The sequence below is a fragment of the Arthrobacter sp. QXT-31 genome (assembly GCF_001969265.1).
Lineage (GTDB): Bacteria > Actinomycetota > Actinomycetes > Actinomycetales > Micrococcaceae > Arthrobacter.
Map to the genome: position 1 here is coordinate 1,334,514 of NZ_CP019304.1, position 22,698 is coordinate 1,357,211.

At 67.4% G+C, this 22,698-nt stretch carries 22 protein-coding genes and 2 riboswitches; of the genes, 7 read left to right on the plus strand and 15 right to left on the minus strand.

The window, feature by feature from the left end; translation table 11 throughout:
- Positions 1 to 34: 34 nt before the first annotated feature.
- The 8 genes from BWQ92_RS06015 to BWQ92_RS06050 all read right to left on the minus strand — a co-directional run bounded on the left by BWQ92_RS06015 (position 35) and on the right by BWQ92_RS06050 (position 7,276).
- Positions 35 to 1,636 (minus strand): molybdopterin molybdotransferase MoeA, encoded by a 1,602-nt coding sequence (locus BWQ92_RS06015; protein WP_083706226.1) that lies wholly within the window; start codon positions 1,634 to 1,636, stop codon positions 35 to 37.
- The gene (locus BWQ92_RS06020) at positions 1,633 to 1,980 is read right to left on the minus strand and encodes a DUF6457 domain-containing protein (protein ID WP_076803537.1); all 348 of its coding nucleotides are present in this window, start codon (positions 1,978 to 1,980) and stop codon (positions 1,633 to 1,635) included. Before BWQ92_RS06020 ends, BWQ92_RS06015 begins: the two co-directional genes overlap by 4 nt.
- 36 nt (positions 1,981 to 2,016) lie before the next feature.
- The gene (gene mobA, locus BWQ92_RS06025; protein WP_076798733.1) at positions 2,017 to 2,610 is read right to left on the minus strand and encodes a molybdenum cofactor guanylyltransferase; all 594 of its coding nucleotides are present in this window, start codon (positions 2,608 to 2,610) and stop codon (positions 2,017 to 2,019) included.
- 35 nt (positions 2,611 to 2,645) lie between these two features.
- On the minus strand, positions 2,646 to 3,146 hold the full coding sequence (locus tag BWQ92_RS06030) for an HNH endonuclease (protein ID WP_076798734.1): 501 nt from the start codon (positions 3,144 to 3,146) through the stop codon (positions 2,646 to 2,648).
- Positions 3,147 to 3,366: 220 nt separating this feature from the next.
- Positions 3,367 to 4,179, minus strand: a complete 813-nt coding sequence (locus tag BWQ92_RS06035) for an NlpC/P60 family protein (protein WP_076798735.1) — start codon at positions 4,177 to 4,179, stop codon at positions 3,367 to 3,369.
- A gap of 101 nt (positions 4,180 to 4,280) precedes the next feature.
- Positions 4,281 to 4,991, minus strand: coding sequence for a C40 family peptidase (locus BWQ92_RS06040; RefSeq protein WP_236783120.1), 711 nt, complete (start codon positions 4,989 to 4,991; stop codon positions 4,281 to 4,283).
- Positions 4,992 to 5,043: 52 nt separating this feature from the next.
- Positions 5,044 to 5,213: riboswitch (cyclic di-AMP (ydaO/yuaA leader) on the minus strand.
- A 136-nt stretch (positions 5,214 to 5,349) separates the two neighbouring features.
- Complete coding sequence (locus tag BWQ92_RS06045) at positions 5,350 to 6,177, minus strand: M23 family metallopeptidase (protein ID WP_083706436.1); 828 nt, start codon at positions 6,175 to 6,177, stop codon at positions 5,350 to 5,352.
- An 11-nt stretch (positions 6,178 to 6,188) separates the two neighbouring features.
- Positions 6,189 to 6,432: riboswitch (cyclic di-AMP (ydaO/yuaA leader) on the minus strand.
- Between the two features lie 148 nt (positions 6,433 to 6,580).
- Positions 6,581 to 7,276: a metal-dependent transcriptional regulator gene (locus tag BWQ92_RS06050; protein ID WP_076798736.1), complete on the minus strand. Its 696-nt coding sequence runs from the start codon at positions 7,274 to 7,276 to the stop codon at positions 6,581 to 6,583.
- A 345-nt stretch (positions 7,277 to 7,621) separates the two neighbouring features.
- Here BWQ92_RS06050 and serC point away from each other — a divergent pair, with 345 nt between their 5' ends.
- Positions 7,622 to 8,752, plus strand: coding sequence for a phosphoserine transaminase (gene serC / locus BWQ92_RS06055; RefSeq protein ID WP_076798737.1), 1,131 nt, complete (start codon positions 7,622 to 7,624; stop codon positions 8,750 to 8,752).
- A 185-nt stretch (positions 8,753 to 8,937) separates the two neighbouring features.
- Here serC and BWQ92_RS06060 read toward each other — a convergent pair whose 3' ends face one another.
- Positions 8,938 to 9,588 carry a DUF3027 domain-containing protein gene (locus BWQ92_RS06060; RefSeq protein ID WP_083706227.1) on the minus strand — a complete coding sequence of 217 codons (651 nt, stop codon included), beginning with the start codon at positions 9,586 to 9,588 and terminating at the stop codon, positions 8,938 to 8,940.
- Positions 9,589 to 9,596: 8 nt separating this feature from the next.
- The gene (locus tag BWQ92_RS06065; protein WP_076798738.1) at positions 9,597 to 9,980 is read right to left on the minus strand and encodes a cold-shock protein; all 384 of its coding nucleotides are present in this window, start codon (positions 9,978 to 9,980) and stop codon (positions 9,597 to 9,599) included.
- A gap of 183 nt (positions 9,981 to 10,163) precedes the next feature.
- Here BWQ92_RS06065 and BWQ92_RS06070 point away from each other — a divergent pair, with 183 nt between their 5' ends.
- From BWQ92_RS06070 to BWQ92_RS06095, 6 genes are all read left to right on the plus strand, one after another.
- Positions 10,164 to 10,397 carry a hypothetical protein gene (locus BWQ92_RS06070; protein ID WP_076798739.1) on the plus strand — a complete coding sequence of 78 codons (234 nt, stop codon included), beginning with the start codon at positions 10,164 to 10,166 and terminating at the stop codon, positions 10,395 to 10,397.
- 10 nt (positions 10,398 to 10,407) lie between these two features.
- A complete protein-coding gene (locus BWQ92_RS06075) occupies positions 10,408 to 12,900 on the plus strand; it encodes a helicase-associated domain-containing protein (protein ID WP_076798740.1) in 2,493 nt (830 codons plus the stop codon).
- Between the two features lie 13 nt (positions 12,901 to 12,913).
- Positions 12,914 to 14,557, plus strand: a complete 1,644-nt coding sequence (locus BWQ92_RS06080) for a DNA repair helicase XPB (RefSeq protein ID WP_076798741.1) — start codon at positions 12,914 to 12,916, stop codon at positions 14,555 to 14,557.
- A 61-nt stretch (positions 14,558 to 14,618) separates the two neighbouring features.
- Complete coding sequence (locus tag BWQ92_RS06085) at positions 14,619 to 15,332, plus strand: response regulator transcription factor (RefSeq protein WP_076798742.1); 714 nt, start codon at positions 14,619 to 14,621, stop codon at positions 15,330 to 15,332.
- A gap of 2 nt (positions 15,333 to 15,334) precedes the next feature.
- Positions 15,335 to 16,933, plus strand: coding sequence for a sensor histidine kinase (locus BWQ92_RS06090; RefSeq protein WP_076798743.1), 1,599 nt, complete (start codon positions 15,335 to 15,337; stop codon positions 16,931 to 16,933).
- A 127-nt stretch (positions 16,934 to 17,060) separates the two neighbouring features.
- On the plus strand, positions 17,061 to 17,348 hold the full coding sequence (locus tag BWQ92_RS06095) for a WXG100 family type VII secretion target (protein WP_076798744.1): 288 nt from the start codon (positions 17,061 to 17,063) through the stop codon (positions 17,346 to 17,348).
- Between the two features lie 27 nt (positions 17,349 to 17,375).
- On the opposite strand, the gene BWQ92_RS06100 is transcribed toward BWQ92_RS06095, so the two are convergent.
- From BWQ92_RS06100 to BWQ92_RS06120, 5 genes are all read right to left on the minus strand, one after another.
- Positions 17,376 to 18,362 carry a ribonuclease HI family protein gene (locus tag BWQ92_RS06100; RefSeq protein WP_076798745.1) on the minus strand — a complete coding sequence of 329 codons (987 nt, stop codon included), beginning with the start codon at positions 18,360 to 18,362 and terminating at the stop codon, positions 17,376 to 17,378.
- A 107-nt stretch (positions 18,363 to 18,469) separates the two neighbouring features.
- Positions 18,470 to 20,098 (minus strand): chaperonin GroEL, encoded by a 1,629-nt coding sequence (groL, locus tag BWQ92_RS06105; protein WP_076798746.1) that lies wholly within the window; start codon positions 20,096 to 20,098, stop codon positions 18,470 to 18,472.
- A gap of 290 nt (positions 20,099 to 20,388) precedes the next feature.
- Positions 20,389 to 21,678 (minus strand): ABC transporter substrate-binding protein, encoded by a 1,290-nt coding sequence (locus BWQ92_RS06110; protein ID WP_076798747.1) that lies wholly within the window; start codon positions 21,676 to 21,678, stop codon positions 20,389 to 20,391.
- Positions 21,678 to 21,881, minus strand: coding sequence for a cold-shock protein (locus BWQ92_RS06115; RefSeq protein ID WP_140416381.1), 204 nt, complete (start codon positions 21,879 to 21,881; stop codon positions 21,678 to 21,680). Before BWQ92_RS06115 ends, BWQ92_RS06110 begins: the two co-directional genes overlap by 1 nt.
- Before the next feature lie 158 nt (positions 21,882 to 22,039).
- Positions 22,040 to 22,678 carry a LytR C-terminal domain-containing protein gene (locus tag BWQ92_RS06120; RefSeq protein WP_076798749.1) on the minus strand — a complete coding sequence of 213 codons (639 nt, stop codon included), beginning with the start codon at positions 22,676 to 22,678 and terminating at the stop codon, positions 22,040 to 22,042.
- Positions 22,679 to 22,698 lie beyond the last annotated feature (20 nt).

Genomic DNA, 22,698 nt, shown 5'->3' on the forward strand with positions numbered 1-22,698 from the left:
TCATGACTCCATCATTGCATCTCACGGACAGTTCTCAGTCGAGCAGGGCACTCCAGTCCACCGGCCCGCTTTGGGCCCCCTGCCTGGATGTGCGGGAGGCAGACTTCCGCGCCGGGCCCTTGGCCTTGGACTCGGCGGCCTTGGGTTCGGGGATGGGCGGGCCCCAGGGCAGTGCGAAAGCCGGCACCATCTCGCCGAGCTGCACTCCGTGCGGCGGAACCACCATGACCCCGTCGGCTGACGCCAGTCCGCGCATCATGCCGGGGCCGGTGTGCTGTGCGGGCGAGGCCATGCCGTAGAGAAGCCGGAAGGGCAGAAGCCGGGTGCGGCCCGGCTCGGGTTCAAGCATGGTGCCGCAGGGAACTTCCCGGACCGGCGGCAGCTGGCCGTGCCCGAGGGCGGCCAGAAGCGGCGCCCCTACCGTGGAGAGGGCCATCATGGCGGCCAGCGGGTTTCCTGGCAGCCCGAGCACGAAGCGCCCGTCCGGCAGTTCGGCAAGGACCGTGGGGTGCCCCGGCCGCATTGCCACGCCGTCGATGACCAGCCGTCCGCCCAGTTCAGCCACGGCGCGCCGGAAGTGGTCGGTCCCGGAGACGCCGGTGCCCCCGGTGGTGATGACGACGTCGGCCGGCAGGTTTTGTGCCTCGGGGATGCCTAAGTCTTCCAGGCCTTCCAGCCATTCCGTATAGCTGTCCCCGATCCGGGCCTGTTCACGGCACAGCCCGCCTAGCATTTCCACCACTGTGCCCAGCTGAGGTCCGAAAGTGTCACGCACGCGCCCGGGCTCGGGAAGCCCCTGCTCCACGACTTCCGCACCTGTCAGCAGCAGCTTCACCACCGGTTTGCCGAGGACCTCCACCTCGTCGTACCCAGCCAGGGCGGCAAGCGCAACGTGGGCCGGATTCAGTACCACGCCGCCCCTGACCAGCACGTCCCCGGCGGTCGCCTCTTCAGCGGCCTTGCGGATGTGCTGGCCGTTCCGCGGTTCGCCGGGACGGGCGGTGCCGCCGAGCGTCAGGACAGGGAGTCCGTCGTCGTCTGTGGAAATTACACCGCTCTCTTTGCGCAGCACTGCCTTGGCGCCGGGGGGAATCAGTCCGCCTGTGACGATCACGCTCGCTTGGTGCGGAGCCAGCCGTTGGCCCGGTTCGGCCAGGATCCAAGGGCCGGTTCCATTAACGGCCCAGCCGTCCATGGCCGACGACGCGTAGTGCGGCATGTCCTGGCGGGCGGTGATGTCCGCGGCCAGGGTCCGGCCCACGGCGTCGCGCAGGGGTACCGGGGCGGCCGGAATGGGGGTGGCACAGTCAAAAGCTGCCTGCCGGGCTTCCTCCCAGGTGTGCGCCAGGTGCTTCGCGTGTGCATCCTGCTCCCCCGACGCCTCGGGTTCGCCATCCCCGGCACGTTCACCATCCGCGGCAGGTTCGTCATCCGCGGCAGGTTCAGCGTCCGAAGCTGCTTCGCCCTCCGGTACAGCTTCGTCATCCGCGGCTGGTTCGCCGTCCGGGACCGCCACGTCCCCGGATGGAGGGGCGTCCTCCCCCGGGCCAGCATTCCCATGGCCCGCGTCCCCTGCGGAGTTCGGAGTGCCGGCAGAGGTGGAGTTGTCGGAGCGGTGCTCGGGTGCGGCTGTCATTCCCCCGGTGTCCCGGTGGGCACCGAAGCTCCGCCGGAACCCTCGGCCGGGGAACCTGCCACAGTTTGGGCCTCATCGGCCGCATAGGCCTTGGCCACGGAACGCGCCACGTCCATGGCTTTCTGCATGGAGGAGGGATCGGGCGCCTGGCCCGGACCGGAAGCGAGCCCGACGGCGAGGCCGGCTATGAAGGTGGTCAGAGGCGCCGCCGGGCGCACCACGGAGTGGGCAGCCACTCCCGCAACGGACAGTACCTCGTTGATGTCCACGTCCACATCCTCGAGCTCAAAGGCCCGCAGCAGCAAACGGCACCATTCCTCAAGCGTCTCGTCCTGGGTTTTCATGCCTGCCTCCAAATCCACTGCGGTCCGGGAAGCGGTTCATTGCTCCCGGACAGCTACTCCCAAAGCGGCCGCATCATCCCAGGTATCCACATCGTCCGTGGAACCGGCAGGGACAGCCACAGCCTGCACGTCAAGACTAGCAAGGAGGGCGAATACCGAGCCGTGCACCAGGGCGTTGCGCGCGGCGGCTTCCTGCACCGCGCGTTCCAGCACAGCTGTGCCATAAAAACCGACCAGAGGCTGCAGCCGCCCGTCCGCTGACGCCGCCAGGACGCCGTCGGCCCCCGAACCCGGAAGGGCTTCCCGGAGGGCGCGGACAGCAGCCCCGACGCCGGGCATGTCGCAGGCGAGGACCAGGACCTTGTCCGCCGGGCCTGCGCCGCGGAGTGCGGCAAGGCCCGCGGCGATGGCGGCCGCGGGCCCCGCAAAGGGCGGATCCTCACGGCTGGTGAGCACCCAGGGCGGAAGGCCCGCCACTGCGGGACCCACCACAACAGTGTGCCGGGCACCTGCGGCCGCCGCGAGCGACCGCTCGAGGAGGGTGGCGCCGTCGAACATCAGGGCAGACTTGGGTGAGCCGCCGAGCCGCGAGGAGCGGCCGCCGGCCAGGATTATTGCGTCAAAGTCCACACACCCAGCGTAATGCTGGAATGCTCAGGCGATGGTCAGGCCGCCCTTTCCGGAAGCAGGAACGGATCCCACGCCGGTGTGGGCTTCTCCAGTTCCTTGATCTGCCACATCGTGCCCACCGGCGGAGCCGGCTCAAACCGGAGCTTCCAGCCCATCTCACTGGGCGTGTGGTCACCTTTGACGTTGTTGCAGCGGAGGCAGGCTGCAACGAGGTTCTCCCAGGAATCGGCACCGCCCCGGGATTTCGGCTGGACATGGTCTATGGTGTGGGCTGCTTTCCCGCAGTAGGCGCACCGGTGGCCGTCGCGGCGAAGAACGCCGCGCCTGCTTACCGCGGTGATCATGTTGTACCGTGGCCGGATGTAGCGGTTGAGGAGAATCACGGACGGACGGCCCATGATGTCCTGCGGCCCGACGACAGGATCGTCGCCTTCGGCCACCACGCTTGCTTTTCCGGTGAGCACAAGGACCAGCGCCCGGCGGAAGGTCACTACCGCCAGCGGTTCATATCCAGCATTCAGAACGAGAGTGCGCATGCACATACCTCTTCACGGCCGCACCCGGCAGAGGCGCGAGGGCCGGCTGCCCTCTGCATGTCCGGGCTATGGATCGACACCACAAGAGTAAACACTCACTAGGCAGATGAGCGAATCGAACACAAGCTTCGTCGTGGCGTGTCACCAAAAATTCATGCGCACGCAAGGCAAAAAAGGACCCCCGCCGCTGGCGGGGGTCCTTCTGTGGTGCTTGGGGGTCTTAGCCGCCGACGCGGATGAAGACCGGGCCGGAGCCGACGTTCACGCTGAACAGCGCGGTGGTTCCGCCGTTCCAGCCGCCGTGGACGGCCTGGCCGTTGCCGACGTAAACAGCGATGTGGGCCAGGCCCATGCCGCCGTTCTGGTAGTAGGCGAGGTCGCCCGGGCGGGCTTCAGCAGCGCTGACGGTGCGGCCGAGGGACAGGTAGCCGGCCGGCCAGCCGTGGTAGTTGATGCCCACAGCGGCCAGGGAGTTGGTGGCCAGCATCGTGCAGTCCTGCGAAACACCCAGCTGGGCGTAGGCGGCAGCTGCGATCGCAGCACCCTTGCCGCTGGCGGCAGTGGTCTTCGGAGCGGCCGGGGCAGCGGTCTCGACGGCGGCGGCGGTCTTGACAGCCGGAGCGGTCTCAGCAGCGGGAGCCGGAGCAGTCTCAGCAGCCGGAGCAGCTTCAACGGCAGGAGCGGCTTCCTGGACCTTGACAACAGGCTTGGGGGCCTCGACGACGGGGGCCGGCGTGGTGGAGACAGCAGGCTTCTCGAAGGAGATGGCGATGCTGGAAGCTGCGGAGATGGCGGCCGGGGCAGCGGACTTGACTTCCAGCGTGGAAGCTGCGGCGGATTCGCGCTGGACGTTGGTCTCAGCAGCGTTGGCGGCGATGCCGCTGGTCAGGACAAGACCGGAAGCAGCAGCGATAACTGCGGCCTGGCGGCCCATGCCACCGGCGTTGTCGCCGACGGCCTTGGCAATGACAGCCAGCGAGTTGGTCTTGGTGACCTCGGCGCGGTGCCGTGCAATGGTCGCACGTGTAGTCATTAAGTTTCTCTCTTTCGTGTTCCACGGACCGCGGTAGCAGGCCGTGGGTTATCGACGCGCCGGCATCTTGGGGGTAAGCCGGCCCGTCTCGAATCGGATTTTTAGCGAAGGGTGAAGAAAGCGGACGTGCCCGTTGCGGACACCGCGTGCAGGAGCGTGCCCTGCGAGGGGTTCAGCGCGCTGATCATCATGCCGTTGCCGACGTAGATGCCCACGTGGGCGCCGCCGTTCTGCATGACCAGGTCGCCGGGAGCAGGCGTGGAGGTGGGCTTCATGGCGTTCCACGCATTGACGCGGGGAATGCTGATGCCTGCCTGCGCGTAAACCCACTGAGTGAAGCCGGAGCAGTCCCAGCCGCCGGGGGTGGTGCCGCCCCAGACGTAGGGGCTGCCGATGCCGGTGTACGCGATTGCAGCCAGCCCGGACGCCGCGGCGGAAGCCGCACCATCGGTGGACTTTGCAGTGACTGCCTGGGCCGCGTCGGCGCTCTCATCGGTGGCGTCGCCTGCATCGGCCGTCTGGCCCTCATCGCTCGACTGCGGAGCAATGATCTCGGCGACCGGGGCTGCCACCGTGGTGACGGCAGGACGCTCGAAGGAGATGGTGGCGGTGGGCGCGGCGGTCACAGCAAGCTGCGTGGCCTGGGATCCGGTCTCCGAGGAGGCGGAAACACCGATGTTGGCGTCGGCTGCGTTGGCCGGCATGCCAACGCTCAGGATGAGTCCTGAAGCAGCTGCGATCACAGCTGCCTGGCGACCTACTGTGCCGGCATTGGCGCTAACCGCCTTGGACACGGAGTCCAATGGGTTCATACGAACCGTCTGCGCGCGATGGCGCGCGGCATTGTGGCGTGAAGACACGAAGGTAGCCTCTCCCAATGCCTACGAGGTGAGCTGTCGGATTCGGATGGGAGTCACCCGGCCGCGCTGCTTCCTGGGAAGCTTTGCGACTTAACCCCAAGGCCTTCTTGCGAAGACCAAAATTGGTTCCCCCGCCCCTGCCAGACGATGTAATGCGAACGGACCTTGAGCGGTGGCAGAGTTAGGCAATCCACTCAAGAGCGTCAACTTCGGCGAAGTTGACGCGGTTTAGACGGTACAGCAGTTCAGAGCGAAAGTCACATTCAGGTCACGGCGTGTCACAGGAATGAGAGTTCTCACTCGGCTTGGCTCAGAGCCAGCCGGCGGGATCAACGACGTCACCGTTGACCATCACCTCGAAGTGGAGGTGGCAGCCGGTGGAAGCGCCGGTGGTCCCGCTAAGGGCCACCACTTCGCCCCGGGTGACCTTCTGGCCAACCTGGACGCTGGAGGACGACAGGTGGTTGTACGTGGTTTCCAGGCCGTTGCCGTGGTCAATGACCACCCGGTTGCCGCCGCCGTACGGGTGCCACCCGGCGAAGGTAACCTTGCCGCTGGCCGCGGCCAGCACGGACGTGCCGCACTGGGCGGCGAAGTCCTGGCCGCGGTGGAACTCGCCGGCGCCGCCGGTGATCGGGCTGACCCGGTAACCGAACGGCGAGGACTTGACCATCGTGGACAGCGGCGCGCCCAGGCTTCCCAGCGACGCCGAGCGGCTGATGCTGCTGGCGGACTGGGCGCTGAGGAGCTGCTTGAGCTTTCCGTCCGGGTCACCCGTGGTGGAGACGGAAGTGCGGCTGAAATCGATCTTTGCTGCCGCTTCTGCAGAAACCTTCGGCTGGGCCGCCGGTGCGGCTGCCGAAGCGGACGCCCCTGACTGCTGCTCGCCGGCAGCCAGGACAGGGCTCGTGGCAGGGACAGTAACCGTCAGCAGCAGGCCGGTGGCCGCGAGGGCTACGCCGGCTTTCTGCCCAACTCCACTGGCCGAGGCGAAATCCGTGACCTGCCGGAACGCACCCCGGCGCTTGCGGCGCGCTTCACGCTGGGCGTCCCGGGGACGGTCCGCGGCAATGGCTTCCGCAGGGCGCGGCTCCGGAGCGGGACCGGTCGCGCGGCGGCGGCCCCGGGCATTCTGCATGGACAAGTACTGCTTCCTCTCTGGATAGCCTGCGAAGTTAGCTGTCGGATTCGGGTCAGAGAGTGCGTAGACCCGGTCCGCCATGGCAAGCCAATCCGGCACAGGGGTATCCCGGGAGGATTCCTTCTGCGGATAAGACTTGCTGCTGCGGACTTCACCCCAAGGCTGTAGATACAGCCGTTTGTGGTTCCCCCGCCCCTGCCAGTGGGTGACTCGTGCTACTGATCTGCTGGCAGGGTTCGGCTCCAGATCAGGTAACGCTTTTGCATCGGCGTTGCCGTTTAACTATAGGGGATTAAAGGGCACAGTAATAATTCCGTTATATTCACTGTGCAAAAGTGGTAGGTCATCCTGCCTGCAGATGTCTGACAGGAAGCCTCTCAAGCCCCGTAGCGCGAGGAAATCAGGCGACGTGTACGAACACGTGGGCAGCAACTTCCGGAGGCAGCTCAAGGGCACCTTCGAAGCCCGGCACGCGGACGGAGATGTACTCCCCCACGCGTTCAAGCGACACGGCTGCGCCGGGACGGATCCCGCCCTCATCCAGCTGGAGGAGCAGCTCCGGCTCCACCTGGATGGGTTCGGCCAGACGGCTGACGGTGACCTTGGAATTCGGGCCGTAGCCTGTCATGGCGTCCAGCAGATTCACCACACCGTCGGCGAACGGACGGGCCGGCTGCCCGCCCAGTGCCGCGAGGCCGGGAATCGGGTTCCCGTAGGGCGATTCGGTGGGGTGGTCGAGCATCTCGTAGATCCTGCGCTCCACCCGTTCACTCATGACGTGCTCCCAGCGACAGGCCTCGTCGTGGACGTACGCCCAGTCCAGGCCAATGACGTCGGCAAGGAGGCGCTCGGCGAGCCGGTGCTTCCGCATCACCTCGGTGGCGCGCTTGCGGCCCACCTCCGTCAGTTCAAGGTGCCGGTCGCCGGAGACGACGACGAGGCCGTCGCGCTCCATCCTCCCGATGGTCTGCGAAACGGTGGGGCCCGAGTGGCGGAGACGTTCGGCGATGCGTGCCCGAAGCGCCACGATGTTCTCTTCCTCCAGCTCCAGGATGGTGCGAAGGTACATCTCCGTGGTGTCGATCAGATCCGTCATTCAGCTCAGCTCCTCGAGCACAGTATTTGTGTCCGTCCCACCGTACCGCGGGCCCACCGCACCGGGAGCCGGCAAGCTGCTGCGGCGGTCGCTATTTCCGACGGCGGCGCAGCACCGGCTGTCTGCCCGTACGTACTGCCAGCTTAGCCTATTTTGAATAGCTCCGAATAATTCGTGAAGCCTCGCCTGGCAGTATCTCAGTGTCCGGACTATGACGGGTCCGTGTTCCCGCGGTATCCGCGCTTCGGGCAGAATAAGGAGGGTCTTCGTGGCGGTCACGGTTGCCTGCCGGCCATCGCCCCGTCCCAGCCGAACCGCACTTCCATGCCGAAAATTGGAGCCACTGTGAGCGACACCAGCATCACTATCCCCGCAAACCTCCTGCCCAAGGACGGACGGTTCGGCGCCGGCCCCTCCAAGGTCAGGCCGGAGCAGATCCAGGCGCTCTCCGCAGCCGCCACCACGCTCCTTGGCACGTCCCATCGCCAGGCGCCGGTGAAGAACCTCGTGGGCTCCGTCCGCGAAGGCCTCAGCACCTTCTTCCGTGCCCCCGAAGGCTACGAGGTGGTCCTCGGCGTCGGCGGCTCCACCGCTTTCTGGGACGTCGCCAGCTTCGGCCTGGTGGAGCAGAAGGCTCAGCACCTGTCCTTCGGCGAGTTCGGCTCCAAGTTTGCCGCAGCCACGAACAAGGCACCTTTCCTTGCGGAATCCACCATCATCAAGTCCGAGCCCGGCACATGCCCCGCACCCAAGGCGGAGGCCGGCGTCGACGTGTACGCCTGGCCGCAGAATGAGACCTCAACCGGCGTTGCCGCGCCCGTCCAGCGGGTGAACGGCGCTGATGAGGGCGCGCTGGTACTCGTGGACGCAACCTCCGCTGCCGGCGGGCTGGACGTCGACGTGGCCCAGACGGACGTCTACTACTTCGCGCCCCAGAAGAACTTCGCCTCCGACGGCGGGCTGTGGCTGGGCCTGTTCTCCCCGGCGGCGCTGGAGCGGGCCGAGCGCGTCAAGGCCAGCGGGCGCTGGATCCCGGATTTCCTGGACCTGAAGACCGCCATCGACAACTCCAAGCTCAACCAGACGTACAACACCCCGTCCCTGTCCACGCTGGTCACGCTGGACGCCCAGGTGCAGTGGCTCAACGCAAACGGCGGCCTGGACTTCGCCGCCGGACGGACTGCCGACTCGGCCGGACGCATCTACAAGTGGGCGGAAGCCTCCGAGTTCGCCACGCCGTTCGTTGCCAACGCCGCCGAGCGCTCCAACGTGATCGCCACCATCGACTTCGATGACTCGATCGACGCCGCTGCCATCGCCAAGGTGCTCCGCGCCAACGGCATCGTGGACACGGAGCCGTACCGGAAGCTGGGACGCAACCAGCTGCGCATCGCCACCTTCGTAGCCATCGAGCCGTCCGACGTCTCCGCCCTCCTGGAGTGCATCGACTACGTGGTGGGCGAGCTAAAGAAGTAGCCAGCCTGAATCATCGGTGACGCTGAAGCGTCAGCGTTCGACGGCGTCGTCCGGGCTTCTGTCCCGGCCGGCGCCGTCCGCTGTCTGGCTATTAAAGGGCTTGGGCGAGTTAACGAGAGCGGCCCCCGCGTTCGAAGAACGCGGGGGCCGCTCTCACATCCAGACCGGTTGATTCGGCGGTGTGGTTAGGCGTGCTCCTGGCTGACGGGCTCTGTTTCCCCTTCGGCCGCCGTCTCAGTACCAGACCCCGTGCCGCCGTCGGGCTCTGTTTCAGGACCAGCGGCGCCCTCCGCCGGAGCTGCATCCGCAACCGCTTCCCGGGCCGCGGCAGCGGCAGCGGCGCCTTCAGCGGCCCCTTCGTCCTGGCTGTCCTGATCCTGGGCGTCCGGTGCTTCCGGCTCCTGGGTTTCCTGGCTGTCCTGCTCCTGGTCGTCTGCTTCCTGCTCCTGAGCGTCTTCCGGGCGGACGCGTTCGGCCCACGGCACCCATTCCGGAGCGAGGATCGAGTTTTCGGACGGCAGCAGGCCCAGCTCGTTGACCGTAATCACTTTGGAACGCGAGTTGCGGGTCAGCACCGCGTACCACTGCCAGCCGACATACCCCGGCAGGCGCGATTCGAAAAGGTGCGTCACCACGCGATCGCCCTCGGTGCGGGCAGCGAGGTGGTCCCCGATTTCGGATGCCTTCGCAATGCCTTCGATGGCGGTCCGGGCGGTGCCCACGGCAGCGGCCAGCACGGCGTCGGGCTTCCCCGTCCGCCACACCGGGACACCGGCGCGCCTCTTGGGCGCCTTGGGTTCAGCCTTGGATTCGGCCTGTTCAGGTTCCGGATTCATCGAAGAGCCTAGGCGTCCAGCTCGTCGGCAACCTTACGCAGGGCCGCGGCAATGGCCTTGCCCTTGTTGCTGTCCGGGTACTTGCCGGAGGACAGCGTCCCCGACAGGTTGTCCAGGACCGTCACGAGGTCCTGCACCAGCGGGGCCAGATCCCGTGCGCTGGGCCGCTTGGCCTTGGCGATGGACGGCGTCTTTTCGAGGACGCGCAGGCCGAGGGCCTGGGCACCCTTGCGTCCGTCGGCGACGCCGAATTCAACCCGGGTGCCGGCCTTCAGTTCAGAAACTCCGGCGGGCAGCGCGGACTTGGGAAGGAACACTTCCTGCCCGTCCTCGGCTGCGAGGAATCCGAAACCCTTGTCCTTGTCGTACCACTTGACCTTGCCGGTAGGCACCTAATCAACCTTCTTCGTTCTGATGTTCTGGGACATGGCCGGCCGTCACCGCATCCGCACTGATGTGCGGGTTCAGGGTATGACTGCCTGGTCCATGTTGGTCTGCTCCTTCAAGGTTATCCTGATTGGCAGGCTAATCCTGCTTTGAGGCGCCGCCGCCGCGCTGCTGTTAGCGTTACGTTCATGACATCCGCGCGTATCCGGCGGCCACTGACGGCAGCCGCAGCAGTCCTTGCAGTTTTGTCCCTCGCAGCTGTGGGTGTGGTCATGGCGCTGGCCGCTGCGGGCCAGGCTGCCCCGCAGTGGGTCACGTCAACGGCGCTCTATGGTCTTCCGGCAGCGTTCCTGCTGATGCTCGTGCTGGTGGCCGACGGCGTTGCCGCCCGCCGCCGGGCAGGAACCTCCGGCGGGCGGTAACGTTGGACTGATGTCCCTCATTCGTGCGCTCAGCAAGGAACTGGAGGCACGCAGTGACGAGTCGCTGCGGGCTCTGTTCGCTGCGCGGCCGGACCTGATCTCCCCCGGCGTTCCGGACTTCCCGGCCCTGGCGGCCCGTGCCAGCGCGCGGGTCAGCGTGCAGCGCGCCCTGGAACGCCTAAACCGCCCGCAGATGCAGGTACTGGAGACCCTGCACCTGTGCACCAACACGGACACCGGGCACAGCGCATCGGCGGCGGTGCTGAAGAAGGCCATCGCAGGTTCAACGGTCGCCGCCGTCGAACAGCTCCTGCAGTCGCTGCATGACCTCGCCCTGATCCAGCGGGCGGAGCCGCCGCACAGTGCGGCCCCCGGCGCGCAGCGGCAGCGCTTCTACCTTCCGGTGAGCAGCCTGAAGGACGTCGTCGGCATCTACCCCGCCGGGCTGGGGCGCAGCTACACCGAACTGGTCAGGCTGCAGCCTGCCTTCGCCCAGCGCGTCGTCCAGCTTGTCGGGGAGCTGCACCGCAGCGGCGCGGCCGTGCGGGCGGCCACCACTCCGATGGATGCAGCATTGGCGCTGCAGCACTGGACGTCCTCCCCCGAGGCGCTGCATGCGCTCCTCGCCACCGCCCCGGAAAGAACGACGGCGCTGCTGGCGCGGTTCAGCAACTGGGCCATGGGCGCTGTACCCCAGGCCCAGCGGAAGGCTTCAGTGACCACTGAAGGTCACGACGTCGGGCCTGTCGACTGGCTGCTGGCCCGGGCTCTGCTGGTGCCGCTGGACGCCGCCCACGTCGAACTTCCGCACAGCGTAGGCATCTCCCTGCGCGGCGGGGCGATCATCGACAACTTCACCCTGACTCCCCCGACGCCAACGCTCGGCGTCACCACCGCGGCGCTCCGCCGCAACGCCGCACTCGGCGCCATCGCCGAGACGCTGCGCCTCACGGGCGAGGTGCTCCATGCTGTCAGGGACCAGCCGCTGGCCACCCTGCGCAGCGGAGGCGTGGGGATCCGTGAAATGCGCCGGCTTTCCGAGGCCCTCGGCGTGGACCAGCACACCACGGCTGTGCTGCTGGAGCTCTGTGCCCTGTCCGGCCTGATCCGGCTGGACGTGGACACCTCCTGCTGGGTGCAGCCGCCGCAGCTGGAGTGGCTCGGGCTGTCACGGCAGGAACAGTGGCTGTGGCTCGTCACCGCCTGGCTGGCCAGCGAGCGCGCCCCGTCGCTCGTTGGGCAGCCCATCAGTAGCCAGGCTGCCGGGACCGCCAACCACCGTTCCCCCGCTGCGGCCACCGTCAATGCCCTGTCCGCGGAGGCACAGCGGTCCGATGCGCCCGTCATCCGCAAGCGGATCCTGGAGATCCTCCGGGAGCTGACGCAGGAGGCCGAGATGCCCGACGGCGGGGCGCCGGTGCTCAACGCAGAAGCCGTCCTGCAGCGTGCCGAGTGGTCACAGCCCCGCATGGCGCGGCGGTTCAGTTCGCTGATCGCCGGCGTCCTGGCCGAGGCGGAGCTGCTGGGGCTGATCGGGTCCGGTGCGCTAAGCCAGCTCGGTGCCGCCATCGCGGCGGACGCGCCTGAGCAGGCCATGAACCTCCTTGGCGAACACCTGCCCGCGGCACTCAACCACGTGCTCCTGCAGGCCGACCTGACCGCCGTCGCGCCGGGGTACCTTGCCCCCGACCTGGCCGAACAGCTCCTGCAGATGGCCGACGCCGAAGGGCAGGGCCCGGCCACGACGTACCGGTTTTCCGTGGAGTCCATCCGGCGGGCCTTGGACTCGGGTAAGGACGCCGCAGCGATCCTCGATTTCCTCCGCCGGCACTCCGCCACTGCCGTGCCGCAGCCGCTGCAGTACCTCGTGGAGGACACCGCCGCCCGGCACGGCAAGCTGCGGGTCGGGGCTGCCGCCAGCTTCATCCAGAGTGACGATGAGGCCGCGCTCGGCGAGCTTTGCCGGGAAGCGGCGGCCGCGTCCCTGGGCCTGGTCCGGATCGCCCCCACCGTCCTGGTCTCCATGGCCTCTCCCCGGCAGACGGCCCTCGTGCTGCGGGGGCTGGGACTGTCGCCCGCCGTCGAAGAGGCCGGCTCCGCCGTCGTCCGCCTTGACCGCACCGCACCTGTTCCGGGCAGCGGGCGCCCCGTCTACAGCGCACCCCGCACCGCCCTTCCCGACGCCGACGTCACCGCGCAGCTCGCCGTCCTGCGCAGCCATGGCCCGGCGGGCACCAGCCCCAACGGCTCCCGCCCGGCCGGAGCCGGAAGCGAGGAGGCAACCCAGCTGGGCCTGGAGACCCTGCACAAGGCCATCAGGCTGAGGCAGAAAGTCGTGATGAACGTCGTGGACAGCCTGGGGAATGCGAAACTGGAAACAGTTGTTCCGGTCTCCGTGGCGGGTGGACGCGTCCGCGTGTTCGACCCCGCGAAGGACACGGAGCGGGTGCTCTCCATCCACCGGATCATTGATATCGAGGCAGCAGAGGAAATGCAGCAGTGAAGGTTCTACCTGCGTGAATGACGGACCCCTGATTGTCCAGAGCGACAAAACCATCCTCCTCGAAGTGGACCACGAGCAGGCAACGGAAGCCCGGCACGCCATCGCGCCCTTCGCCGAGCTGGAGCGCGCGCCCGAGCACATGCACAGCTACCGGCTGACGCCGCTGGGGCTTTGGAATGCCCGGGCCGCAGGGCTCGACGCCGAGAAGGTGCTGGATACGCTGCTCACCTATTCCCGGTTCCCGGTGCCGCACTCGCTGCTGATCGACATCGAAGAAACCATGTCCCGGTACGGCCGGCTGCGGCTGGAGAAGGACCCCCAGCACGGGCTGGTCATGCGCACCAGCGACTACCCCGTGCTGGAGGAGGTCAGCAGGGCCAAGAAGATCCAGCCGCTGCTGGGGCCGCGGATCGACGCCGAGACGGTGGTGGTCCATTCCTCCCAGCGCGGCCAGCTGAAGCAGCTGCTGCTGAAGATCGGCTGGCCGGCGGAGGACCTGGCCGGCTACGTCGACGGGACCCCGCACCTCATCATGCTTGACGAGTCGGACTGGAAGCTGAGGCCGTACCAGCGGCTGGCTGCGGAGAATTTCTGGGCCGGCGGCAGCGGCGTCGTCGTGCTCCCCTGCGGCGCCGGAAAGACGCTCGTGGGTGCCGCGGCGATGGCCACCGGCTCCACCACAACCCTCATCCTGGTCACCAACACCGTCTCGGCACGGCAGTGGAAGGACGAGCTGCTCAGGCGGACCTCGCTGACCGAGGACGAGATCGGCGAGTATTCGGGCGCCGTCAAGGAAGTCCGGCCGGTGACGATCGCAACGTACCAGGTCCTCACCACCAAGCGCGGCGGCGTGTACCCGCACCTTGAGCTCGTGGACGGCCACGACTGGGGCCTGATCATCTACGACGAGGTCCACCTGCTTCCCGCGCCGATCTTCCGGATGACGGCGGACCTGCAGGCACGGCGCCGGCTCGGACTCACGGCAACGCTGGTGCGTGAGGACGGCCGGGAAGGCGAGGTCTTCAGCCTCATCGGACCCAAGCGCTACGACGCGCCGTGGAAGGACATCGAGGCCCAGGGCTACATCGCCCCCGCGGACTGCGTGGAGGTCCGCGTCGACCTTCCCAAGGACGAGCGCGTGGCGTACGCCATGGCCGAGGATGCCGACAAGTACCGGCTGTGCGCCACGTCCGAGACGAAGACCCTCGTGGCCGAACAGCTGGTGGAACACCACCGTGGCGAGCAGGTGCTCGTGATCGGGCAGTATATCGACCAGCTGGACGAGCTGGGTGAGCGGCTGGACGCCCCGGTCATCAAGGGCGAAACCTCGGTCAAAGCCCGCCAGAAACTCTTTGACGCCTTCCGCGCCGGGGAGGTCCAGACCCTCGTGGTGTCCAAGGTGGCCAACTTCTCCATCGACCTGCCCGAGGCCTCCGTGGCCATCCAGGTCTCCGGGTCCTTCGGTTCGCGCCAGGAGGAGGCCCAGCGCCTTGGCCGGCTGCTGCGGCCCAAGCAGGACGGGCGGGCGGCACGGTTTTACTCGCTCGTCGCACGGGACACCCTCGACCAGGATTTCGCCGCCAAACGCCAGCGCTTCCTGGCCGAGCAGGGGTACGCCTACCGCATCATGGACGCCAAGGACGTCGAGTCCTGCTGACCCAAGCAACACACAACTTTCATCCAGAAAACTCCCAGATTCTGGGAGCATCATGGGAAATATGAAAAAGAACAGCGCCGAAGCGAAGCTCCTCGTGGTCGATGACGAGCCCAACATCCGCGAGCTGCTTTCCACGTCATTGCGCTTCGCCGGCTTTGAAGTGGTGTCCGCCGGGAACGGGCGGGAGGCGCTGGCCGCCGTCGAGGCGCACGCACCCGACCTTGCGGTGCTGGACGTCATGCTTCCGGACATGGACGGCTTCACCGTCACCCGCCGGCTGCGCGCGTCCGGCAAGCATTTCCCTGTCCTCTTCCTGACGGCCAAGGACGACACCGAGGACAAGGTCACCGGGCTGACGGTGGGCGGGGACGACTACGTCACCAAGCCCTTCAGCCTCGACGAGGTGGTGGCCCGGATCCGTGCGGTGCTCCGCAGGACGCAGCCGCTGCTGGAGGATGACGAGGCCGTCATCCGGGTCGATGATTTGGAGCTCGACGACGACGCCCACGAGGTGCGCCGCGGCGGCAAGGTGATCGAGCTGTCCCCCACCGAATTCAAGCTGCTCCGCTACCTGATGCTTAATCCGAACCGGGTCCTGTCCAAGGCACAGATCCTGGACCACGTCTGGGAATACGACTTCAACGGTGACGCCTCCATCGTCGAGTCCTACATTTCCTACCTGCGGCGCAAGGTGGACATCGATCCGGACGCCCCGGCCCTCATCCAGACCAAGCGCGGCGTCGGCTACGTGCTGCGGACAGCAGAAAAGCGCTGACGTTGCTGGAGCGCTGGAAGTCCGCCAACCTCCGGTCCCAGCTGGTGGCCATCATGATGGCCCTCCTGCTGGTGGCGCTGGCCGTCACCGGGACGGGTGCGCTGACGCTGCTGCGCGGGTACCTCGAAGGCCAGGTGGACGACAAGCTGGGCGCCGCCGTCGACGCGGCCCAGCGCCAGCGCTCCATCTCCCCCATAGCCAACCCGGCAGTGCCCACGGACTACACGGTGACCCTCTATTATCCGGGAGCCGAGGCCAGCGACCTGGACGACAAGGATGCCCGTCCCGCCATTGCATCCGTTTCCCTGGAGGAGGCACGTGAGCGCGACCTGAGGCCGTACCAGGTCCGGGGCACGGACGGCAAGAACTGGCGCGTGGTGGCCGTTCCCGTTGTCGTGGGCGGTGAACAGCAGCGCGCGGTGGTGGTCATCGGGCTGCCGCTGTCCCCCGTGGATGCGGTGCTGCGCCACGCCACCCTGGTGGTGGTGGGTGTGGGCCTGCTGACACTCATCCTTGCCTTCTTCATCGCCAACTGGACCGTGACCAGATCATTCCGCCCGCTTTCCAGGGTGGAAAAGACCGCCGCCGCCATTGCAGCCGGCGACCTGTCGCGCCGCGTCGATGTGGAGAACCCCGCCACGGAAGTGGGCCGCCTCGGCAGGTCCCTGAACGCCATGCTGGCCCACATCGAGGCGGCCTTCGCGGCCCGGATGGCCTCCGAGAACAGGATGCGCCGGTTTGCCGCGGACGCGTCCCATGAGCTGCGCACCCCCCTGGTGACAATCCGGGGCTATTCGGAACTGTACAGGCACGGCGCGCTGCAGTCGCCCGAGGACGTGGCCAGCGCTATGGGCCGGATCGAGAGCGAAGCCAAGCGGATGGGCTCCATGGTGGAGGACCTGCTGCTGCTGGCACGGCTCGACGAGCAGCGGCCGCTGCAGCGCAAGCCCATCGACCTGCAGCTGCTGGCCCATGACGCCGTGGTGGACACCCAGGCCAGTGACCGGAAACGCGCCATCCGCCTCACCGGCCTGGACAACGGCAGCGCCGAACCGGCGCCCGTGCTGGGCGACGAGGCGAAGCTGCGCCAGGTGATCGGCAACCTGGTGGGCAACGCGCTGCGGTACACCCCCGAGGGAACGCCCATGGAGCTCGCCGTCGGCGTCCGCCGGGCCGGCGACGGTTCCGCTCAGTCGGTCCTGGAGGTCCGGGACCATGGCCCCGGGATCTCCGACACGGAGGCGCCCAAGGTCTTTGAACGCTTCTACCGGGCCGATACCTCCCGCACCCGCGAGACGGGCGGCAGCGGGCTTGGTTTGGCGATCGTGGCCGCCATCGTCGGCTCGCACGGCGGCTCCGTCCGGGTCGAAGGTACCGACGGCGGCGGCGCAACGCTCGTAGTCAGCCTCCCCTTCCGCGAGGACTCCCCCGAGACCGACAGTCATGCGGCGGACGGCCCCGAGGCGGACGCTATCGGGACGTTCTCGGACAGCGGCGCAGGAGAGCGTGTTGCCGGGGAGCATATGGCCGGGGACCGCGTTGCCGGGAACCGCGCCGCGGGCGGAGGCCGGGCTGCCGGCGGGAACCGGTTATCCACATAGCCGAACCTGCCGTGGCGCCATCGGCCGCCGGGTTTCTAGGCTCGACATAGCGGACCGGAACGGCTGGTCCGCCACCCACAGCGACTGTCCGGCCGGGGCAGTCCTCCAAGTTGTCGAGAGGCCCGCCATGAGCATCATTTCCGTCGATACCGACCTGTTGCAGGCGAAATCAGCCAACGTGAAAGCGACTGTTGACCGCATCAGTGCCGACGTCCAGGCCATGAAACATGGCCTGGACGAACTTCAGGCCACGTGGCGCGGGTCGGCCGCCACCAACTTCCAGGCGCTCATCGCCGAGTGGACGCTGACGCAGGGCAAGGTCGAGGCCTCGCTCGCCTCCATCACGCTGGCCCTGTCCTCGGCGGCTGAGACGTATGCGCAGGCGGAGCTGGGCAACACGCAGCGCTTCAGCTGACGCCGGCGGAGCACTGGCGCGCGCAGGTCAGGCTTCGGGGGTGCCCTGGTGGAACCGCAGGCGCCACTGTCCACCGTCCAGGACCCACAGGGAGCTCCACAGCGCGGAACCGGTGCGGGAGTAGCTCCGGTAGGTCAGCAGGACCGTGTCGGTGCCGATCCGGTCGGCGCTGAGCACGTCCAGGTCAACAGGGCCGGCCGGGCTTTCCTCGAGGGACATCATCATGGCGTCCCGGGTCCAGAGGCGTCCGGCCGTGCCGATCTCCGTGAAGTCCGGGTGCAGGAGCTGGCCTATACGCCCGATGTCGCTGCGGACGTCCGGGCGCAGGAGTTCCCGTTCCAGTGCCTCGACGATTTCCTCGGGCGTGACGCCTGCCGGGGGTTCGGCAAACGCCTCAGCGTCCGATTCATCCAGTCCCAGTTCGGTGAACAGATCAGGTTCCCCGGATCCGAAGAGCGCCGGGACTTCGGGCTCCGGTTCCAGCAGCGGCGGGACACCGCCCACGCCGCGGCCCTCCTTGACGGCCCGCCGGGCCGTCGCCGGTTCCGCGTTGGGAAACCCGGGTCCGGAGCGGGCGGCCACGCCCTGCTGGTAGGCGAGTGCCACGGCCCTTGCCCGCTCGTCCGCGGCCTCGTTCAGCTCGTGCCCGGCATGGCCCTTGACCCACTCGAACCGGTACTTGCGCCCGGCCAGCTCGCGGTCGATGTCCTTGAGGATGTCCACGTTCAGCACGGGCTTGCCGTCGGCCTTCCGCCAGCCTTTGCGCTTCCATCCCGGCATCCACTTGGTCACGGAGTTGATCACGTACTGGCTGTCGCAGAGTATGTGCAGGTCCTCGTCGGGGAGGTGCGCGGTGGAGCGGAAGAGGTCCAGGACAGCCATCAGCTCACCCTGGTTGTTGGTGCCGTGCGGCCAGCCGCCGGCCCGCCAGCAGTCGTCGTTCACGTACCAGGCCCACCCTGCGGGACCCGGGTTTCCCAATGCCGAACCGTCGGCTGCTGCAGTAATCGTCACCGAACCATCCTGCCAGACTGCAAGGACAAAAATGCGCAGACAAAAAGAGTGCGGCCCCCTCGCCAGGAGGAGGCCGCACTCTTTAGCCAGCTGGGAGCAGCGGGAGGCTAGAAGCCGCCCATGCCGCCCATCTCGTCGCCGCCGCCGACGGCCGGAGCAGCCTTCTCCGGCTTGTCGGCCACAACGGCCTCGGTGGTGAGGAACAGACCGGCGATGGAAGCCGCGTTCTGCAGGGCAGAGCGGGTCACCTTGACGGGGTCGTTCACGCCGGCAGCCAGCAGGTCGACGTATTCACCGGATGCTGCGTTCAGGCCGTGGCCGGCGGGCAGGCCGCGGACCTTGTCAACCACAACGCCGGGCTCGAGGCCAGCGTTGAAGGCGATCTGCTTCAGCGGGGCGTCGATGGCAACGCGGACGATGTTCGCACCGGTTGCCTCGTCGCCTTCGAGCTGCAGGTTGGCGAATGCCTTGGCGCCGGCCTGGATCAGGGCCACGCCACCACCGGCAACGATGCCCTCTTCGACGGCAGCCTTGGCGTTGCGGACAGCGTCCTCAATGCGGTGCTTGCGCTCCTTGAGCTCGACCTCCGTGGCGGCACCGGCCTTGATGACTGCAACGCCGCCGGCCAGCTTGGCCAGGCGCTCCTGCAGCTTCTCGCGGTCGTAGTCGGAGTCGGAGTTTTCGATCTCGGAACGGATCTGGGAAACGCGGCCGGCGATCTGGTCTGCGTCGCCTGCACCCTCGACGATGGTGGTCTCGTCCTTGGTCACGACAACCTTGCGTGCCTTGCCCAGGAGGTCGAGGCCGGCGGTCTCGAGCTTGAGGCCGACTTCCTCGGCGATGACCTGTCCGCCGGTGAGGATGGCGATGTCGGCCAGCTGCGCCTTGCGGCGGTCACCGAAGCCCGGGGCCTTGACGGCGACGGACTTGAAGGTGCCGCGGATCTTGTTGACGATCAGGGTGGCCAGGGCCTCGCCCTCGATGTCTTCGGCGATGATCAGCAGCGGCTTGTTGGACTGCATGACCTTCTCGAGGACAGCAACCAGTTCCTTGACGTTGGAGATCTTGGAGTTGACGATCAGGATGTACGGGTCCTCGAGGACCGTTTCCTGGCGCTCGGTGTCCGTGACGAAGTAGGCGGAGATGTAGCCCTTGTCGAAGCGCATGCCTTCGGTGAGCTCCAGCTCGAGGCCGAAGGTGTTGGACTCCTCGACCGTGATGACGCCTTCCTTGCCCACCTTGTCGAGGGCTTCAGCAATCAGGGCGCCGATCTCGTCGTCACCGGCGGAGATGGAAGCCGTGGCTGCGATCTCTTCCTTGGTTTCGATTTCCTTGGCGGAGTCCAGCAGTTCTGCGGTGACGGCCTCGACGGCCTTCTCGATGCCGCGCTTGAGGGACAGCGGGTCAGCGCCGGCCGCGACGTTGCGCAGGCCTTCCTTGACCAGTGCCTGGGCCAGGACGGTGGCCGTGGTGGTGCCGTCGCCAGCGACGTCATCCGTCTTCTTGGCAACTTCCTTGACCAGCTCGGCGCCGATCTTCTCGTAGGGATCGTCCAGCTCGATCTCCTTGGCGATGGAGACACCATCGTTGGTGATCGTGGGGGCGCCCCACTTCTTTTCGAGGACGACGTTGCGGCCACGCGGGCCGAGGGTGACCTTGACGGCGTCGGCGAGGGTGTTCAGGCCCCGCTCAAGACCGCGGCGAGCCTCTTCATCAAATGCAATGATCTTGGCCATAACGGCAGTAGTCCTTTCGGGACAGTCGTTAAGAAGGAACCTTGCTGCGGTGCCCGCGACGGACGATCCTTCCCGCAGGCCTCTGTACGCCCGACAGTCCGGATCTCACCCCAACCAGGTGTTTCTTTCGCTCCTTGCGCCGCCGCCGTCGGTATGCCGGCCGGAACCGGACGACCCTTTAGCAGTCGGCACGCTGGAGTGCTAATCAATAATTAGCACTCCCCCGGGGAGAGTGCAAGCAGATGCCCTTGTTTGTCCCGTGCACCGGCAGCAGTATTCGCTGCCAGCGATCAGCCCGCAGACCTGCCGGCGGCCTCGCTGCCTGTGAGCTTGGCCTTGTTGTCGGCGCCGTAGGTGAACACCATGTACTTCGCCGCGGTGACGTCTCCGTTGGCATCAAAGCGGACGGGGCCGGACTCGCCGTCGTAGTCAATGGCCTTTCCGTCCCGTATTGCCGCCAGGCAGTCCTTGTACGTGGAACAGACGGTCGCCGGGCCGGACGGCGAGACGGACGCACGGCTGCCGGACGTGCCGCCGGAGACGGAGATGAGCGCACCGGCAATGGAGGCACCGGCGTCGTCCTCTGCCGCGGCGGCGGCCAGGGCCGCGAGGTTCACGGCGTCATAGGACTCAGCCGCGAACGTCATGTCCTTGAGACCCTCGTCGATGGCCACCAGTTCAGCCTGGAAGTGCGCCGAGGGGAAGACGCCGGGCACCAGGGCGCGCGCCCCCTCCAGCGCCTTGGAGCCGAGGGCGGAACCGTACTGCCTGAAGGCGCCGTCGCCCAGGATGAGTTTGTTGCCCGGCAGCCCGGCATTGGCGAGCTCGGCGATGGCACCCTGCGCGCCGTCCCGGGCAATGAGGACGACGGCGTCCGGCGCCGCGTCGCGGGCAGCGGCCGCAGACTGCCCGGCCTCGCCCGCCTTGAAGCCGGTGAGGGTCACGGGGTCCAGCCCGCCTGCCTTGGCCGCAGCAGAAACGGCCGCAGACAGTTCTTCGCCGTAGCTGCTGTCCTCATAGACCACCGCGAGGCTCTTGGCTCCGGCGTCCTTGGCCACCTTGACCAGGACGGGCGCCTGGGCAATGTCCGACGCGGCTGTGCGGAAGTAGTAGCCGCCGCTCTTGTAGCTGCTGAGCTCCGGGGCGGTGTTGGCCGGTGAGATGAGTGTGATCCTGGCTTTGGACAGCACGTCGATGGCGGCGGGTGCGCGGCTCGAATCGGTGGGGCCGATGACGGCGTCGGCCTTGGCATTGACCAGTTCACGGGCCTGGGCGGCTGTGTCGCCGCCGGTTGCTTCGGGCAGCAGCTCCACGGGCCGGCCCTTGTGCCCGCCCGCCGCGTTGATCTCCTGGACGGCCAGTTTGGCAGCGGCCAGCTGGGCGGCGTTCAGGAAGGCCTGGGGCCCGGTGTTGTCGAGGATCAGCCCGATCCGCAGGGTTCCGTCGCCGCTGGCTTCAGCCGGAGCCGTCCGGGCATTGTCCCCGGAACCGGAGCAGGCGCCGAGCGCCAGCACGGCGGCGGCACACCAGCCGGCGGCACCCCAGGCAGCAGGGCCCCGGAAACCTGTGCGGCGTGCCACTAGACGGGCCGGACCATTTCTGCCTGCGGACCCTTTTCACCTTCGCCGACTTCCAGCTCCACGCGCTGGCCCTCGTCAAGCGACCGGTAGCCGTCAGTCTGAATGGCCGACCAGTGCACAAAGACGTCGTCGCCTGACTCGTCGACGGTAATGAAGCCGTAGCCCTTCTCGGCGTTGAACCACTTCACGGTTCCCAATGCCATGATCCCCACACTTTCACGTTTGCTTCCGTAAGGCCCACGTCGGTGTGTGCCGTGAATTACGCCCTGAAGCTTGCCTTCACTCTATCCAAACAGGCCCTTGGCGGCGGAGGCCGGCGGCCCCGGAGGGAGGCAATAGTTATTCAGGCGTAACCGGATGGCTACTGGTAGCCGGGACCCAGCACCACTGCCACGGACGTTTCGAAGTCCGCGCTTTCCACCAGGGTCGGGATGTTCAGCAATGCACCGAGCGCCTCGGCGTTGGCGCGGTGGGCGGCGGAGTAGAAGATTACTGACTGCTGCTGGGGCGCGCCCTGCCAGTTGGCCACCTCGCCGAGCACCCAGCCGTCGGACTGGACCGTGGCACCCACCCGTCCTGCCAGGCCGGAGGTGAGCGTTCCGTTGAAGATGTCGACGGGCTGTGACTTGTCGGCAGCCGCAGGGGCGATGGTTTCCGAGGTGGCAGGCTCCACGGCGGAAGGGGAGGCGGGCTCGGAGGCAGAGGTGGACGGTGACGCCGACGCAATGGCGCTGGGTGTCGCACTTGCAGAGGGCGTCGACGTTGCACTTGCCGACGCGGAAGTGCCGGCCGCCGCGGCCGACGGCGGTGCGATGACGGGCTGGAAACCGAGCTGCGGCAGCAGGAGGAAAGCAACCAGGCCCACTGCGAGCGCCCCGATACCCACGGACAGGATCGGCCACAACTTCGGGCGGGACGGCGCGGCAACGGCGCGGTGAACGCCCTGCCGGGAGGAGACCTCAGGCACCCTGTCGAATTCGTCCCGAGCAAAATTAGTCATGGTAAACAGGCGTCCTTGTT